Annotated in this window: 13 protein-coding genes; 8 read left to right on the top strand and 5 right to left on the bottom strand. The window is 62.3% G+C overall.

The genetic code is table 11. The annotated features are described in order from the left end of the window. Positions 1–152: 152 nt before the first annotated feature. Both AC07W4_RS20620 and AC07W4_RS20615 read left to right on the top strand, forming a co-directional pair. Positions 153–899 (top strand): SDR family NAD(P)-dependent oxidoreductase, encoded by a 747-nt coding sequence (locus AC07W4_RS20620; protein WP_495033767.1) that lies wholly within the window; start codon positions 153–155, stop codon positions 897–899. A gap of 72 nt (positions 900–971) precedes the next feature. Continuing rightward, complete coding sequence (locus tag AC07W4_RS20615; protein WP_495033766.1) at positions 972–2,552, top strand: FadD3 family acyl-CoA ligase; 1,581 nt, start codon at positions 972–974, stop codon at positions 2,550–2,552. A 172-nt stretch (positions 2,553–2,724) separates the two neighbouring features. On the opposite strand, the gene AC07W4_RS20610 is transcribed toward AC07W4_RS20615, so the two are convergent. Beyond that, on the bottom strand, positions 2,725–3,603 hold the full coding sequence (locus AC07W4_RS20610; protein WP_495033765.1) for an SDR family NAD(P)-dependent oxidoreductase: 879 nt from the start codon (positions 3,601–3,603) through the stop codon (positions 2,725–2,727). Next, positions 3,600–5,342: an FAD-binding protein gene (locus tag AC07W4_RS20605; protein WP_495033764.1), complete on the bottom strand. Its 1,743-nt coding sequence runs from the start codon at positions 5,340–5,342 to the stop codon at positions 3,600–3,602. The genes AC07W4_RS20610 and AC07W4_RS20605 overlap by 4 nt, the downstream gene beginning before the upstream one ends. Positions 5,343–5,608: 266 nt before the next feature. Here AC07W4_RS20605 and AC07W4_RS20600 point away from each other — a divergent pair, with 266 nt between their 5' ends. The 6 genes from AC07W4_RS20600 (at position 5,609) to AC07W4_RS20575 (ending at position 13,007) form a co-directional block, all read left to right on the top strand. Further along, positions 5,609–7,186: a DUF1302 domain-containing protein gene (locus AC07W4_RS20600; protein WP_495033763.1), complete on the top strand. Its 1,578-nt coding sequence runs from the start codon at positions 5,609–5,611 to the stop codon at positions 7,184–7,186. A 23-nt stretch (positions 7,187–7,209) separates the two neighbouring features. After that, positions 7,210–8,589 carry a DUF1329 domain-containing protein gene (locus AC07W4_RS20595; protein ID WP_008048795.1) on the top strand — a complete coding sequence of 460 codons (1,380 nt, stop codon included), beginning with the start codon at positions 7,210–7,212 and terminating at the stop codon, positions 8,587–8,589. A gap of 79 nt (positions 8,590–8,668) precedes the next feature. Next, entirely contained in the window at positions 8,669–9,646 is a 978-nt protein-coding gene (gene surE / locus AC07W4_RS20590; RefSeq protein ID WP_495033762.1) for a 5'/3'-nucleotidase SurE, read from the top strand. Between the two features lie 205 nt (positions 9,647–9,851). Next, entirely contained in the window at positions 9,852–11,672 is a 1,821-nt protein-coding gene (locus AC07W4_RS20585; protein ID WP_495033761.1) for a type VI secretion system family protein, read from the top strand. Between the two features lie 11 nt (positions 11,673–11,683). Continuing rightward, complete coding sequence (locus AC07W4_RS20580) at positions 11,684–12,325, top strand: DUF2931 family protein (RefSeq protein WP_495033760.1); 642 nt, start codon at positions 11,684–11,686, stop codon at positions 12,323–12,325. Between the two features lie 31 nt (positions 12,326–12,356). Next, positions 12,357–13,007: a DUF2931 family protein gene (locus AC07W4_RS20575; RefSeq protein WP_495033759.1), complete on the top strand. Its 651-nt coding sequence runs from the start codon at positions 12,357–12,359 to the stop codon at positions 13,005–13,007. A gap of 132 nt (positions 13,008–13,139) precedes the next feature. Here the strand turns inward: AC07W4_RS20575 and AC07W4_RS20570 are convergent, their stop codons facing one another. The 3 genes from AC07W4_RS20570 to AC07W4_RS20560 are packed head-to-tail and all read right to left on the bottom strand — an operon-like array spanning position 13,140 to position 16,004. After that, positions 13,140–14,255, bottom strand: coding sequence for a 3,4-dihydroxy-2-butanone-4-phosphate synthase (locus AC07W4_RS20570; RefSeq protein ID WP_495033758.1), 1,116 nt, complete (start codon positions 14,253–14,255; stop codon positions 13,140–13,142). Further along, positions 14,252–15,178 carry a LipP1 family hormone-sensitive lipase gene (gene lipP1 / locus AC07W4_RS20565; protein ID WP_495033757.1) on the bottom strand — a complete coding sequence of 309 codons (927 nt, stop codon included), beginning with the start codon at positions 15,176–15,178 and terminating at the stop codon, positions 14,252–14,254. Before lipP1 ends, AC07W4_RS20570 begins: the two co-directional genes overlap by 4 nt. Then, the gene (locus AC07W4_RS20560; RefSeq protein WP_495033756.1) at positions 15,165–16,004 is read right to left on the bottom strand and encodes an SDR family NAD(P)-dependent oxidoreductase; all 840 of its coding nucleotides are present in this window, start codon (positions 16,002–16,004) and stop codon (positions 15,165–15,167) included. The genes lipP1 and AC07W4_RS20560 overlap by 14 nt, the downstream gene beginning before the upstream one ends. Positions 16,005–16,088: the final 84 nt, after the last annotated feature.

The following is a 16,088-nucleotide window of genomic DNA, read 5'->3' as shown; positions in this document are numbered from 1 at the left end:
TGACACACCGCCTTCGCGAGCAAGCCCGCTCCCACAGTTGAAATGTGCACGACGGGGGATCTGTTGCTTAGTCTCAACGGACGATCACTCAGGCCCGGTCTGCAGTTAGACTCGGCCACAGCATTAGCCCACAACAATAAAGAGGTGCAGTTATGGCTCGTTTGCAGAATAAGGTCGCGGTGGTCACCGGCGGCGCTTCGGGTATCGGTCTGGCCTGCGTGCGCCGTTTCGCTGCCGAAGGCGCACAAGTGGTCGGGCTGGACATCGGCAGCGCACCGGCAGACTTTCCCGGCCTGTTCATGACCCTGGACGTGCGCGACGAAGCGCAGGTGCAGCAGGTCATGCAAGAAGTCATCAGCCGCTTCGGGCGCATCGATGTACTGGTCAACGCCGCCGGCGTTGCCGACCAGGGCAGCGTGACCCAGACCACCACCGCCAACTGGCAACGGGTGATGGACATCAACCTGACCGGCAGCATGCTCACCAGCAAATACGCGCTGGCGTCGATGGTTGAACAACGCAATGGCTCGATCATCAATGTCGGTTCGATCTTCGGCCTGCAGGGCTGCGACGGCAACGTGGCTTATAACGTGTCCAAGGGCGGCATCAACCAGCTGACCCGCTCGATGGCCATCGACTACGGCTACGCCAACGTTCGCGTCAACGGTCTGTGCCCGGGCCTGATCGAAACGCCGATGACCAGCATGGTCCGTGACAATGACGCGTTCCACGCGTTTTTCGCCTCGCAGCACATGCTCAGCCGCTCCGGGCAACCGGAAGAAGTGGCCAACGTCGCGCTGTTCCTGGCCTCGGACGAAGCGTCCTTTGTCAGCGGCCAGATGATCGCCGTGGACGGTGGTTTCTCCGCCGGTCGCCGTTTCGCCCCGCCCGCCCAGTAATTCGTTATCCGGCCGGGCGCCCTGCCCGGCCTACTCCCTTTTTCGTATTTGTCTTCTAACCGGGGAGGCCCCATGCCGCCTGTCGCCACCGCACTGACCATCGCTCAACTGTTCGCCAACGCTGCCCAGGCCTACGGCGACCGCCCGGCCATCGAGGACGCGGGCCACGTCATCAGCTACCGACAACTGGACCAACTGCGCCGCCAGGCTGCCCGCGCCCTGCTGGCCCTCGACGTACAGGTCGGGGACCGCGTGGGGATCTGGGCGCCCAACCTGTGGGAGTGGATTGTCGCCGCCGGAGCCCTGCAAAGTGTCGGCGCCGCCCTGGTGCCGCTCAATACCCGGATGAAGGGCAGCGAGGCCGGCTACATCCTGCGCGAAAGCGGCACCTGTGTGCTGTTTGCCATCGGCGAATTCCTGGGCGCGGACTACCCCGGCATGCTGGCGTCGGAAGACCTGCCTGAGCTGCGCCACATCGTCAGCCTGCGCGGTGCCAACTCGGGAACACTGGCCTGGGAACGGTTTATGGACCTGGGGGTCGACGTACCGCACCTGGCCTTGCGCACCCGCGAACAGAGCGTTGGCCCACAAGCCTTGTCCGACGTGCTCTTCACCTCGGGCACCACCGGAAAACCCAAGGGCGTAATGACCAGCCACGGCCAGAACCTGCGCATCGTGCGGGACTGGAGCGATATCGTCGGTTTGCGTGAGAGCGATCGCTACCTGATCGTCAATCCGTTCTTCCACTCCTTCGGCTACAAGGCCGGTTGGCTGGCCGCCTTGATGCGAGGCTGCACCCTCCTGCCGCAGCAAGTGTTCGACGTGCAGGCCGTGCTCGAATGCGTGCAACGGGAACGCATCACCGTATTGCCCGGGCCACCGACGCTGTATCAATCGCTGCTGGCCCATCCACAACGCAGTGAGTTCGACCTGAGCTCCTTGCGCGTGGCGGTGACCGGGGCGGCGGCGATCCCGGTGGAGATGATCCACCGCATGCGCGACGAACTCGGCTTCGCCACCATCGTCACCGCCTATGGCCTGACGGAAGTCTGCGGTTTCGCCACGATCTGCCGCGCCGGCGACTCCGCGGAACTGGTCGCCAACACCAGTGGCCGGGCGATGCCGGGGGTGGAAGTACGGTGTGTCGGCAACAACGGTCGCAGCCAACCGGCGAACATTCCCGGTGAGGTGCAGATTCGCGGCTACAACCTGATGCAGGGTTACCTCAACAACCCCGACGCCAGCCAGGAGATTCTCGACGCCGACGGCTGGCTGCACACCGGCGACATCGGCATGCTCGACGAACGGGGTTACCTGCGCATCACCGACCGCCTCAAGGACATGTTCATCACCGGCGGCTTCAATGTGTACCCGGCGGAGATCGAACAGTGTTTGCTGACCTATCCGGGCGTGGCCCAGGCAGCGGTGATCGGTATTCCCGATGAGCGTATGGGTGAAGTGGCGATGGCATTCCTGTTGCCCGCGCCGGGCATCGAGATCGAGCAGGCCCGATTCCTCGCCTGGTGCCGCGAGCAGATGGCCAACTACAAGGTGCCGCGCCGGGTGCAGGTGCTGCAGAGCATGCCGATCAATGCGGCGGGCAAAGTGACCAAGAATGTGTTGAGGGAGTGGGCGCTTCAGCCCGTGTATTAAGTCCGAAACGCACAATTTCCCTGTAGCAGCTGGCGAAGCCTGCGTTCGGCTGCGCAGCAGTCGTGAATACAGTGCACGCGGTTTAACTGATACACCGCAGTGCCTGATTTCACGACTGCTGCGCAGCCGAACGCAGGCTTCGCCAGCTGCTACGGGGAACGATCATCGTGGATCAGACCACCCGCGCCGGATGCTGTTGGCGCGGGTCGCCGAGCATGGCGCGATGGGACGGTGGCTGGCGACCTTCGGCTTCGCTGATGCCGTAGCCAAGGGCGATTTCGGCGGTGATCAGGGTCTGCCCGGACAGCGCCATCAACTGCGGATCATTGAGCAAGGCATGAATCACCCGCCCGTTGAACTGCGGGGTTTCGGCGTGGGCCAGGAACGCCTGGTACTGCTCGCCATGCTGCTCGCCGGCAATCCTGGTGCGTTCGGTCAGTTGCGGACCGAGCCACAGCGACAACGCCGCCACGCCCTGCCCTTCGAAATCGATCGCCATGTCCGCCGCCAGCTTGTCGACGCCGGCCTTTTGCGCGCCATACGCCGGGCCATGCATGTAGCAGCCGGCGCCGAACGACGAGGTAAAACAAATCAGCCCTTGGGCACTCTTGAGCAACAGCGGCGCGGCGTAGAAGCTGGCGATGTAGGCCGAGCGCAGTCCGACGTCGAGAATGCGCACCAGGTCCAGCGGCTTGGCCCAGAACGGCCCCGGCTCGATCAACCGGTCATGGATGAACGCAGCGTTGTTCACCAGCAGATCCAGATGCCCGCACTCGGCTTCTACTCGGGCAAACAGCGCCTGAACCTGCGCGTCATCGGCGTGGTCACAGACCACCGCGATACCGCGCCCACCGGCGGCGGTGATCGCGGCGGCGCTGTCCTCCAGCGACCCGCTCAAGGCGTGCCCGTACAAATTCGACCCACCCTGCGTCGGCGCGCGACCGGTGACATACACCGTCATGCCCGCCGCCCCCAGGGCCAGGGCAATGCCCTGCCCCACTCCGCGACTGGCACCGGTCACTACGGCGATCTGTGGATGCTGACTGTTCATTCGACACTCCCGAACAAGGTTTTCGCCGAAGCGGTTTCGCTCTGGCGCTTGATGTGATTGGCGGCCAGATAACCGAAGGTCATGGCCGGGCCGATGGTCGAACCGGCACCCGGATAGGTGCGCCCCATCATCGAGGCGGCGCTGTTGCCGATGGCGTACAGGCCGTTGATCGGTTCGCCGTCTTCGTGCAACACGCGGGCGTGCACGTCGGTCAGCAGGCCGCCCTTGGTGCCGATGTCGCCGGCGTCGATGCGCACGGCGTAGAACGGCCCTTTGAGCAACGGCGCCAGGCACGGATTGGGTTGCACGTTCGGGTCGCCGTAGTAGCGGTCGAACAGCGACTCGCCCTTGTGGAAATCCAGGTCGACGCCCTGCACGGCCATGCCGTTGAAGCGCTGCACGGTGCGCACCAGCCCGCCGGCGTCGACGCCGATTTTCGTCGCCAGTTCTTCCAGGCTCGACGCCTTCTGGAAGTAATCACGCAAATGCTCGGGCAATTGCCAATCGCGCTGGGCATAGCCCGGCAGCAAGGCGCCGCACGGGTATTTACGGCGAAACTCAGCGTCGAACACCATCCAGCACGGCACGCTCGCGGCGCCTTCACGGTTGTTGGCGTACATCGCATAAACAATATCGGTATAGGGCGCGGCTTCGTTGACGAAACGTTCGCCCGCGGCGTTGACCATCACGCACCCCGGCAAGGTGCGTTCAACGAACAGCGCACGCTGCTTTTCTTCGCCCTTGACGAAAGTAGTCGGCGCCCACCAGCTGTGTTCCATCAACGCGGTGCGTGCGCCAAGGGCCTGGCCGGCGCGGATGCCGTCGCCGGTATTGTTCGGTGGCGTGGCACTCCAGTTAGCCTGGGACGGCTGCGGCAGGTACTGCTCGCGCATCGCCTGGTTACGCTCGAAACCACCGGCGGCGATGATCACCCCGTAGCGCGCCTTGACGTTGAGCAGCTGGCCGTTGCGATTGACCCGCGCCCCGCCGACCCGGTCGCCGACCAGCATTAATTCTTCCAGCGCACAGTTGAGCCACAGCGACTTGCCGCGATCCTGCAACGAACAGCGCAAGGCGCCGATCAAGGCATTGCCCAGGGTCAGGAAACGGTCGCGGCGGGACAAACGCCGCCCCTCGCGATCACGCCAGTAGCGCCACATCACCCGCAAGGTCAGGCGCAACCAGCCGGGGCCGCGGCACAGCAGCACCTGCGCCTCTTTCATGGTCATCGCCATGCGCCCCATCATCAGGGTACCGGGGGACGGTGCGCGCATGCGCAAGAATTCTTCACCGAGTTCGGCGGCATCGAACGGTTGCGGATCCATCGAGCGATAGCCCGGTTTGCCGCCCTCGACTTCCGGGTAGTAATCGGCGTAGCGCGGTTGTGCCTCGAAGCGCACGCGGGTGTGTCGTTCCAGGTACTCGACCATCTCCCGGCCGTGCTCGACATAGGCTTCGATGCGCCCGTCGTCGATCTCGCCATGGGTCACGGCGCGGATGTAGGCAATCGCTTCGGCCGCCGAATCACTGCCGCCGATGGCAGCGATCCGGTGGTTGTCGGGGATCCAGATACCGCCGCCGGACACCGCCGAGGTACCGCCGTACTCGCCGCTCTTTTCGATCAGCAGCGCATTGAGGCCCAGGTCGTGGGCGCGCAGCGCAGCGGTCATGCCCCCGGCGCCAGAGCCAATCACCAACACATCACAGCACTCGTCCCATTTCATCCCGGCAGCGTTCATGCGATCACCCTTGTTCAGCGCCCATCAGGCAGAAACCGCCACCGCCGGATCTTCGCCCGGTGCAGTCGGTCTCGGGATTGTTCGCCGCGCGCGCCGGGTGTTCATCGTCCGATAAGACTAATGCCAGGCCTGCTGCCGCCCCGTACAAATCGCTTAGTCCGCTTGGACGATGTTGCGCGCAAGTCGTGACTCCATAGTCGCCCACAGCACCAATCACCCCCCTGAAATGCAGGTCGGGCAGGTCTGACCTGGACCATGAGGACGACATGATAAAAACAATAATCGCCCCACCAACACAGCACCCTCGCACACAGCTTGTTCTATTGATGCTGGCTGGCGGACTTAGCGCTCACGTTAACGCCATGAGCTTTCAGCCAAGCGAAGACTTGAGCATCGACTGGGACACCACACTGACGTACAGCCTCGCCTGGCGGACCGAGTCTCGCGATCACAAACTGACCGCCAATGCCAACGGCAACGACGGCGACAACGCCTTCGATAAAGGCAGCCTGATCAACAACCGCAGCGGCTTTCTCACCGAAGCCAACATCAAATGGCAAGACGACTACGGCGTGTTCGTCCGGGCGACGGGCTTCTACGACAACGTCTACGATCAGGACAACGACAACACCACCGGCACGTCCAACTGCTTCGCCGGCGGCCATTGCAGCAAGCCTGACCGTTTCTCCCAGGACACCATCGACCAACACCGCAATGAACTGCGCATGCTCGATTACTACGCCTATGGCACCTGGGACCTGAGCGGCCATGCCCTCAACGCCCGCCTGGGTAACCAGGTGGTGAGCTGGGGTGAAAGCCTGTTCTATCCGGGTATTTCCGCGGCCCAGAGCCCGGTGGACGCAACCAAGGCGACCACCCCGGGTGTCGAGGTCAAGGAAATCCTGCTGCCGGTCGGCCAGCTGTTCACCCAGTTCGCCCTGACCGAAAGCCTGGGCATCCAGGCCTACTACCAGTACAAATGGGAAAAGACCGAGCTGTTCGGCGTGGGTAGCTACTTCTCCACCACCGACTTCATCGACGAGGGCGGCTTCAACGACGCCTCCGGTTTCGTCACCCGTCTGAAGGACGACAAGCCGAGCGACAGCGGCCAGTACGGTGTGGCCTTCACCTACGCCGCCGAGTCGTTGAACAACACCGAGTTCGGCCTCTTCTACTCGCGCTATCACGACAAGACGCCGTCGCTGGACTTCGCGACGACCCTGGGCCGCTACCAGGTGCGCTACTTCGACAACATCGACCTGTTCGGCGCGAGCTTCGCCACCGTGCTGGGCGACGTCAGTTGGGCCGGTGAAGTCAGCTACCGCGACGGCACGCCGGTGATGGTCGACAACGGTTTCTCCAGCCCCGTGCGTGGCAAGACCGTGCAAGCGCAAACGTCGATGATCTACGTGCTCGGCCCGACCGCCTTCGCCGACAACACCACCCTGACCGGCGAGGTGGTCTACAACACCGTGGTCAGCAACGACAAGTCGCAACCGGTGACCCTGGCGCCGGGCTTCGCGCTGCCGGGAACCGACAGCCTGGTCTATGACCGCGATGCCTGGGGCTACACGGTGCAGGCGAACTTTGACTACAACAACGTGTTCAGCGGATGGGACATGTCGGTGCCTGTCACTTTCAGCGCCGCCGCCCACGGCGACAGCTCGATGGTCGGCTCGATCAACGCCGGCCAGAACGACAACCGCGCCAGCATCGGCAGTTCGTGGCGCTACCTGGGCAACTTCACCGTCGAGGCCCGCTACAACGCCTACCTCGGCAGCGCCAACAACAGCCCGTTGGCCGATCGCGACAACGTCGCGCTCAACTTCAAGTACCGGTTCTGATTCCCCGATCGGAGGAGCACAGCATGTCCAGATTCACCCAAACATTATTGAGCACCGCGCTGACCGTCGGCCTGCTCGGCAGTGGCCTGGCCTACGCCAAGGTCAGCCCCGAAGAAGCCGCACGCCTGGGCCAGGACCTGACCCCGATGGGCGCCGAAAAAGCCGGCAACGCCGACGGCAGCATCCCGGCCTGGTCCGGCAAATGGCTCGGCCTGCCGCCAGGCCTCAAGTTTGACGGCCCCGGCACGCCATACCCGGACCCCTATGCAGCGGAAAAACCGTTGTTCGTGATCGACTCGAAGAACATGGACAAGTACGCCGCCAACCTCACCGATGGTCAGAAGGCGTTGCTCAAACGCTACCCTGACACCTTCAAGATCCCGGTGTACCCGAGTCACCGCGACTTCCGCGTTGATCCGAAACTGGTCGAGGCGGTCAAGCACAACGCAGTCAACGCCGAGCTGGCCAACGACAACAACGACACGAAGAACGCCTGGGCCGGTTCGCCGTTCCCGATTCCAAAGAACGGCAGCGAGTTGATGTTCAACCACACCCTCGCCGGCCGTGCCGCCGCCGAAGAGGCCAACTACCGGCAGGCCGTGGTGTATTCCAACAAGGAGCGAGTGCTCGAAGAGGTCAACTACAAGATCTTCTCGATCTGGTCCAACCCGGACAGAACCCTGGAGACATCCAACGGCATCCTCACCAACTTCCTGATCACCACGCTGGAACCGGTGCGCAAGAAAGGCGAAATCGTCGTCGGCCACGAGTTCATCAACCCGACCGCCTCCCCGCGCCAGGCCTGGCAGTACAGCCCCGGTCAACGCCGGGTACGTCGCGCGCCGACCGTGGGCTACGACTCGCCGACCGGCGCGGGAGGTTTTCGCGTGTACGACGAAGACCGTTTGTTCAACGGTGCACCGGATCGCTACAACTGGACCATCGTGGGCAAAAAGGAAATCTACATTCCTTATCACAACTACAAGATCGATGACCCGAGCGTGAGTACCGATCAGATTCTGGCCACCACCGGCCATATCGATCCGCAGTACATGCGCTATGAAAAACACCGCGTCTGGGTGCTGCAAGCTACCCTCAAAGAGGGTGCCCGCCACGTGTACGCCAAGCGTGTGATGTACCTGGACGAGGACACCTGGGCCGCGACCCTGGCCGACAACTACGACAGTCGCGGTCAACTCTGGCGCACCAACATGCAGACTTCGATCTACGCCTACGAGATGCAGCGCTACCACGCTCGCCTCGGGATCTATCACGACCTGATCGCCGGCTCGTATCTGGTTGACCGGATGCTGATCGATCAGAAACCGGCCAAGCTCAACGCCACCGCCTTCACCGAAGACGAATTCACCCCTGGCAACCTGCGCAAACTCGGCACTCGCTAAAACCTCTGCGCCCCGACCGATTCATTCGGTCGGGGCGTTGTGCTTTGTAAAATCCGCTCCTTCCACGGAAGACTCCTCCATGAACAAACTCCTCGCCGTCATCATCACCATGGCCAGCGCTGGCCTGTCGATGCAAGCAAACGCCCTGAACATCCTGCTGACCAATGACGATGGCTGCCGCGCGCCCGGCATCGACGCGATGTACCGCGCCCTGACTGCTGCAGGGCACAAGGTCACCCTGGTCGGCCCGTTGAACGACAGCAGCGGCATCAGCGCCGCCAGCGTGGTCGTACCTGGGCAGGCCCTGGCGGTGACCGAACTGGCGCCGGGCAAATTTTGCGTCGGACCGCCAGAGGGCTACACCCCGCCGGCCGGCAAGACCTCTGCCATCGGCACACCAGTGGATGCGGTGAATGTCGGCCTCGACGTGATCCTCAAGGATTCGCCGCCGGACCTGGTGGTGTCCGGCAGCAACTTTGGCGAAAACGTCGGCCCGCTGACGCAGATGTCCGGCACCCTCAACGCCGCCGTGCGCGCAATGTTCAAGGGGATCGCGGCGGTGGCGGTGTCCACGGGTATCGACATGGACCTGATCATCCGCGACCAGCAGGCGGGCTATCGCAAGACCCTCGGCGCCATGGACGACACGGCGCGCTTTGCCGTGAAGGTCATCGAGCAGGCGAGCCTGGTCGGCACAGAAGCCAAACAGGTTTGCGCGAAAAACAAACAGCATTGTGATTTGAACGTGCTCGGCCTACCGGGTGTCAGCGGTCTGAACATCAACTACCCGCCCCTGAAACCCGCTGAAGTCAAAGGCGTGAGCTTTGCGCCGATCGGCAACTGGGACCGCGTGAACTTCACCTCACAGCGCGGCGCCGATGGCGTGGTCCACGTCAACCTGGCCCCGCCGTCGACACCGACCGAATCCCAGCAAAAGGCCGATGCCTATCAACTGTGGCAAGGCCATGCGGTGATCACCGTGATCGACGGCAACATGACCGCACCGCAGGCGACGCAGGATCAGGCGAAGGAGATCTTGCGTGGTATCAAGCCTTAAGCCAGCGCGGAACGACCAGAATCGTTGCCTCGACGCCTCTTTTTTCTGAATGACTCGTAGGACATTTCCTGTTCGTTCCCGGACACCTTGAATTCCGTCGCTGTCCCGTTACGTTGCGCTAGCCCGGCTCACACCCGAGTCAGTGCAATCCATCAAGCAGCAGCGCCTCCCTCACCGGGGGCGCCAAGGACACGGAGTTCAATTCATGGCTGAGGGATATTTTATTTGTCTGGGCGACTGGACCACCTGCGGTGGCAAGGTGCTGGACGCCAAGGCAGACGTCGCGATGTTCGACATGGCCCTTGCTTGCGAGGGCGATCCGGTTTCCTGTGGCGCGGACAACAAAATTTACGTGATCCTCGGCGGTGTCTCGAGCATTGAAAGCGACGGAAGGCTGGTGGCCGGCACCCTGGACAGCTTCAGCAGTTGCCCCTGCAGCGCCAGACTGATCCCATCGATACTCGACACCACTTACGAGTCCAGCGATGACGCTGAGGCACTGACTTGCAGAGCTGTCGCTCAACCGCCAACTTACCCTCCTGCCCATTTTTCAAAGACCGCACGGGCACCAGCCTCCCCACCACCGCCATCGGGATGGGTGGAGAAACAACCGACACCCAACAAAATCGGCATTGCGCTGCGCATTGGCGTGTTTTTCGACGGGACTGGAAACAATGCCGACAACACCGCACTCGGTCTGGCCTGCGGGGCCCACCATGCCATCGAGCCTGAAGATCTGGAGGCCAGTTGCAAGCCGTATATGAGTGATCCGGGGAGTAGTTATGGGAATGATGTGACGAATGTGGCAAAACTCTTCCAGCACTATCTTCAGTCAGACGATTTGGAAGTCCACGGACGGAGCAAGTTGTCACAACGCAAGCTCTATGTTGAGGGCATCGGTACCCAGTCCGGTGAAAAAGACAGTTTGTTGGGTTCCGGAACCGGGCGAGGCGACACTGGCGTAATTGGCCGAACTCAACAAGTGTTTAGCTTTATGAGTAACTTTATCGATGAAGTTCTCAGGGAAAACCCGGACGGCGAAATCACCTCTCTGACCTTCGACACTTTTGGCTTCAGTCGTGGCGCGGCCGCCGCCCGTCACTTCGCCAATGAGGTGACGCAGGGCAGCCAGGGACTGCTTCAAAGGGTGCTGATCAACAACGCACAGGGCTTCAGCCGCCAGTTCCTGGGTCAGTATCACCGCGACATCCATATGGGCTTTATCGGCCTGTTCGACACCGTCGCCTCCATTGCCGGTATCAGCAACCTCGGCAACGTCCAGAGTTCAGTCGCTCCGGGGTTGCTCCTGCATCTGCCTCGTTCGCTGTTTTCCAACGTGGTGCATTTGGTGGCTCGCGATGAACATCGCGCCAATTTCCCCTTGAGCCGGGTCGCACCCGACCATCCAGAAATTGCCTTGCCCGGGGTGCACTCGGACATTGGTGGCGGCTATCTGGCCGAAGCAGCGGAACGCGTACTCGTTGGCCCGATGCTGGGCTTGACCGTGGCCCGGGGCACGGATGTAAGGAGCACGTCGATCTACCGTGCTGCGCGGCAGCACAGGGCCAACATGATTGCCCAGGGCTGGCCGGCCGACATGCTGGAGATTGTCACCCCCGAGCCTAGGCTGCTGTCTCCCGACCTGCAGGACCGGGCAAGCGGGCGGGAGCAACGGGTTTACGCGGGCTTGCAACTCAAGCGCTTGGTCCGGGGTGAATTGTCTCAGGTGTATTTACGATTGATGCATGCGTTAGCCAAAAATTCGGGGGTGCGTTTCAAGGACTTTCCCGATACACCGGACTATCACATACCGTCGGAACTTCAAACGCTTTGCGACCGGTTTGTTGCCGGAGACTACCGTCTCACGGCTGCCGAAGAAACGCTGCTCAAGCAGCGTTACATCCACACATCGGCAAACTGGAATCATCCACTGGATAAAACCGGGCAACGTGAAGCCAGGCTTCTCTATATCAACGCCCCCACGGCCGATGCCGTGCGGGTATTACATCCCCACGTACCCCGCTGAGGCCAAGGATAATGAAATTATTGCTGGCCTTGATGAGCTTCTTGTTGATCAGTAGCTGTCAGTTGGTGGAAGGCGAGAACCCACAACCGCTTTGGTGGAGCATCGACTTTCAGGGACCATCATTCATGGTCGGTTTGGTCGAACACACCGTCGTAGAAGATGTGGATAAGCGGCTGTTCAACATCCATAGCGGTGGGCCTATCGGGACTGACACCCCGGAAAGTGGTGTTGAATCCGCTCGCGGCTGGCCCCCCCATATCGGCGGGGCAATCATGCCCGTGACCGGCGCTGCACTGCCCAAGCGCATCTTCGTCCGCTGGCAATCGGTTGTCGAAGCCCAAACCTACAAGGGCTGGGTCGACATCCCTGAGCAAGCCCGTGAAATCATGCGAATCTCGACCAGTCAACGCTGTCCGGACACCCTTCGATATCGCTACGGAGCCTCATTGATTCTGGGCCTGGCCCCTGGCGGCGTGGTGCAGGTATGGGTGCGCGATAGCTGTCATGACGCGATCAAGGTCGCCCGGGCTCAAGCCGAGGTCGAACCCCTGGGGCCGAGCCAAGGCAAGAATGATGGTCGCTACGCCTACACACTCGACGAGAAAGTTCGGCGCTACATCGAACGCTACGGCATCCCCTACGGCAGTTGGTAAACCCTCCACTGCCACTCCGAGGTCAAGGATGATGAAAAGATTGATGGCCCTCATGGGCCTTTTACTCCTGGGTGGCTGTCAGGCCGCCGACCCGTTGTCAGCCGAGCACGACCCTCACTCGCCTTGGTGGAGCATTGATTTTCAAGGGCCGTCGTACATGCTCGGCTGGGTCGAAAACAGTACTGCAGAAGATATAAACGGGAAATTCTTCAACAACCACATGGGAGGGGTGATCGGGACTGACACCGCGCCGGATGGCACGGAGGCTGCTCGTGGCTGGCACCGGGTCGGCGGGAATGTCAGGCCCGTAACCGGTGCTGCACTGCCTAAGCGCATCTACGTCCGCTGGCAATCAATCGTCGAACCCCAAACCTACAAGGTCTGGGTCGACATCCCCGAGCAAGCACGCGAAATCATGCGCACATCCATCAGTCGACGCTGCCCGGACACCCTTCGATCCCCGTACCGGGCTTCGCTGATTCTGGGCCTGGCCCCGGGTGGTGTGGTGCAGGTATGGGTGCTCGATAGCTGTCATGACGCGATCAAGGTCGCCCGGGCTCAAGCCGAGGTCGAGCCCTTGGGGCCGAGCCAAGGCAAGAATGATGGTCGCTACGCCTACACACTCGACGAGAAAGTTCGGCGCTACATCGAACGCCACGGCATCCCCTACGGCAGTTGGTAACCCTCCACTGCCACTCCGAGGTCAAGGATGATGAAAAGGACGGCCTGACAGACGACGCCTGTCGAATGTCACTCCGTCTTCATCGGAGCACCGCCCGGAGCATGCCCTCTCCCACTGGGTCATGGGTTTGCTCTAGCCTGCCGGTTGAAACGGCACAAACTCGATCACCTCCAGATCAAACCCGGACACGGCCTTGTAGGGCACCGGCGAGCTCATCAGGCGCATTTTGCGCACGTTCTGATCGCGCAGGATCTGCGCGCCGATGCCCAGGGTCCGTTGCGGAAACTGCGGCGTACGCAGCTTGCCTCCGGTGCGCTGACGCAGTTGTTCGAGCACGCCGTCGGCGGTTTCCTTTTGAGCCAGCAACACCAGTACGCCGTTACCGGCGGCGGCGATGCTCGCCAGCGAGCGTTCGAGGGTCCACTGCTGCGATCCGCCTTCGCTTTCACAGCCAAGAACGTCGCGCAACGTCTCGATGCTTTGCACCCGCACCAGCGCCGGTTGCGTGCTGTCGATCCGGCCCTTGACCAGCGCCAGGTGCAGCGAACCCTGGTAGGTATCCTGATAAGTGGTCACCTGGAACTCGCCGTGGCGGGTTTGCAACGGATATTCGCCGCCGCGTTCGATCGTGCCTTCATGCAGGATGCGGTAGTGAATCAGGTCGGCAATGGTGCCGATCCGCAAGCCATGGCGCTGGGCGAATTCATGCAACTCGGCGCCACGGGCCAGTTCGCCGTCTTCGTTGAGAATGCCCACCAGGGTTGCCGCCGGTTGCAGCCCCGCCAGTCGCGTCAGGTCGCAAGCGGCCTCGACATGTCCGGCCCGCTGCATTACGCCACCGGGCAAGGCTTGCACCGGGAAGATATGCCCCGGTTGCACCAGGTCCGTCGGAACGCTGGCCGGGTCGACCGCCACCTGGATCGATCGCGCCCGGTCCGCCGCCGAGATACCCGTGGACACCCCGGTGGCGGCTTCGATCGAGCGGGTAAAACCCACGCCATGCTGCGCCCGGGAGTTGGGCACCATCAAGTCCAGGCCCAGCGCGCGGCAGCGCTGCTCGGTCAGGGCCAGGCAAATCAGCCCGCGCGCCTGCACCGCCATGAAGGTGACGGCCTCGGCCCCGGCCTGTTCGGCGGCCATCAGCAACGAGCCTTCGCCGTTGTGTTCGTCGTCGGTGATCACCACCATGTGACCGGCGCCAATGGCCTCGATCAGTTGCGGCACCGTGTTGAACGCCAGGCTGCTCATTGGAGTGCTCCACGCAGATCAGCGCAAGCCTCTGACAACGCTTGGGCTGCGGCTTCAACAAAAGGTGTCATGCTGATAAAGCCGTGAATCATGCCTTCGTAACGCTGCGCGCGCACCGGCACACCGGCTTCGCGCAGGCACTCGGCCAATGCCTCGCCCTCGTCCCGCAGCGGATCGAACCCGGCGGTGAACAATGTGGTCGGCGGCAAGTTTGCCAGGCTTTCGGCTCGCAATGGCGAGGCCAACGGATCATCCGCCTGTCCATCCTCTTGCAGGTATTGCTGCCAGAACCAGCGCATCGCCTTGGCGCAAAGCAGGTAACTTTCGGCGAATTCCTCGAAGGACTGACTGTCACATCCGGCATCGGTGACCGGGTAGAACAGGCATTGATAGCTGATCTTCGGTCCCTTGCGTTGCGCCGCCAATTGGCTGACCGCCAGTGCCAGATTGCCACCCGCACTGTCCCCGGCCACGGCCAGTCGGCTGCCATCGACGCGCAGTTCAGCCGCGTGCTCAACCAGCCAGCAGGTGGCCGCATAGCAATCGAGGGGCGCCGCCGGGAACGGGTGTTCCGGGGCCAATCGATAAGCCACGGACACCACCACCGCCTCGGTCTGACGGGCCAGCGAACGGCAGAGATTGTCGTGGGTATCGAGATTGCCCATGACGAATCCGCCGCCATGGAAAAACACCAGCAATGGCAAGTCGGGTGCTTGCGATGGCCGGTACAGCCGTGCGTCCAGATCACCGTCCGCACCGGCCACCCGCAGGTCGCGCACCTCGCTCATCGGATCGCCGGGGATGGCCGGCAGCAGGTTGTCGGAGAACTGCCGGTACTGAGCGGCATCGACCTGGCTGAAATCGGGCTCCGGGATGTCGCGAAACTGCTGGAGAACCCCAGCGATCTGCTTATCGAGCGGCATGGGCATCGTCCTCTACGTCGGCCATTTGAAACTGCGGATTGGTCTCGCCCAGGATGCTTTGTACCCGGCGTTCAAGAGCCGGTTTGAAACCCTTGTGAGGCAGGATCCAGAAGCGTTTTTGCGCGACGGCGGCGAACACTTGCGCGGCCAGTTCCGCCGGGGTCATGCCTTGGCGAATGGTGCTGTCGAGCAGTTGGCTGAAGTCGGATCCGGCGCTGTCCACCACCTGGTTCGACGCCATGATTTCACTGGCCACCGGCCCCGGGCACAGCACCGAAACCGACACCGGCGCACCGAGCATGGCGAGTTCGTAATGCAGGGTTTCCGAGAGCGCGACCACCGCCTGCTTGGTCACGTTGTACGGCGCCACCAGCGGGCTGCTGACCAGTCCGGCAAGGGATGCCGTGTTGATCACATGGGCGGCCCGGCCCTGACGAAGCAACAGCGGCACAAAGCTGCGAATGCCGTTGATCACGCCGTTGAGGTTGACGTCCAGCATGCGCTGCCACTGCGCCTCGGTGACTTCCCAGCTGAAGCCGGTTTGCATCACGCCGGCATTGTTGAACAGCAGGTCGACCCCGCCAAAGTGATCGACAGCCTGGTCACGCAAGCGCTCGACCTGCTTCATATCACCGACATCGGTGACGCAGTCAATCGCTTGCACACCGCGCGCCTTCAATTCGTCGCACAGGGCTTGCAGGCCCGCTGCATCCCGATCCGCCAGCACCAGGCGCATGCCCAGCGTCGCCGCGTGTTCGGCCAGGCCACGGCCAATACCACTGGCGGCCCCGGTAATCACCGCTACCGGCCCTTGTTCATTACTCATCGCCAACTCCTGCCATGGGTCCAATGGCGCCAGTAGAGCGGGCCTGCTTAAAGCAGCCATCGTCCATTCAGACGATGCCCGCTT

This window comes from Pseudomonas sp. GW821-FHT02A08 (assembly GCF_059422045.1).
This window is presented reverse-complemented; position numbering and strand designations above follow the sequence as displayed.

Excerpts from the sequence above, each read along its gene's own strand:
- AC07W4_RS20620 (WP_495033767.1), top strand. The coding sequence starts at position 153 with ATGGCTCGTTTGCAGAATAAGGTCGCGGTGGTCACCGGCGGCGCTTCG.
- AC07W4_RS20615 (WP_495033766.1), top strand. The coding sequence starts at position 972 with ATGCCGCCTGTCGCCACCGCACTGACCATCGCTCAACTGTTCGCCAAC.
- AC07W4_RS20610 (WP_495033765.1), bottom strand. The coding sequence starts at position 3,603 with ATGAACAGTCAGCATCCACAGATCGCCGTAGTGACCGGTGCCAGTCGC.
- AC07W4_RS20605 (WP_495033764.1), bottom strand. The coding sequence starts at position 5,342 with ATGAACGCTGCCGGGATGAAATGGGACGAGTGCTGTGATGTGTTGGTG.
- AC07W4_RS20600 (WP_495033763.1), top strand. The coding sequence starts at position 5,609 with ATGATAAAAACAATAATCGCCCCACCAACACAGCACCCTCGCACACAG.
- AC07W4_RS20595 (WP_008048795.1), top strand. The coding sequence starts at position 7,210 with ATGTCCAGATTCACCCAAACATTATTGAGCACCGCGCTGACCGTCGGC.
- surE (WP_495033762.1), top strand. The coding sequence starts at position 8,669 with ATGAACAAACTCCTCGCCGTCATCATCACCATGGCCAGCGCTGGCCTG.
- AC07W4_RS20585 (WP_495033761.1), top strand. The coding sequence starts at position 9,852 with ATGGCTGAGGGATATTTTATTTGTCTGGGCGACTGGACCACCTGCGGT.
- AC07W4_RS20580 (WP_495033760.1), top strand. The coding sequence starts at position 11,684 with ATGAAATTATTGCTGGCCTTGATGAGCTTCTTGTTGATCAGTAGCTGT.
- AC07W4_RS20575 (WP_495033759.1), top strand. The coding sequence starts at position 12,357 with ATGAAAAGATTGATGGCCCTCATGGGCCTTTTACTCCTGGGTGGCTGT.
- AC07W4_RS20570 (WP_495033758.1), bottom strand. The coding sequence starts at position 14,255 with ATGAGCAGCCTGGCGTTCAACACGGTGCCGCAACTGATCGAGGCCATT.
- lipP1 (WP_495033757.1), bottom strand. The coding sequence starts at position 15,178 with ATGCCGCTCGATAAGCAGATCGCTGGGGTTCTCCAGCAGTTTCGCGAC.
- AC07W4_RS20560 (WP_495033756.1), bottom strand. The coding sequence starts at position 16,004 with ATGAGTAATGAACAAGGGCCGGTAGCGGTGATTACCGGGGCCGCCAGT.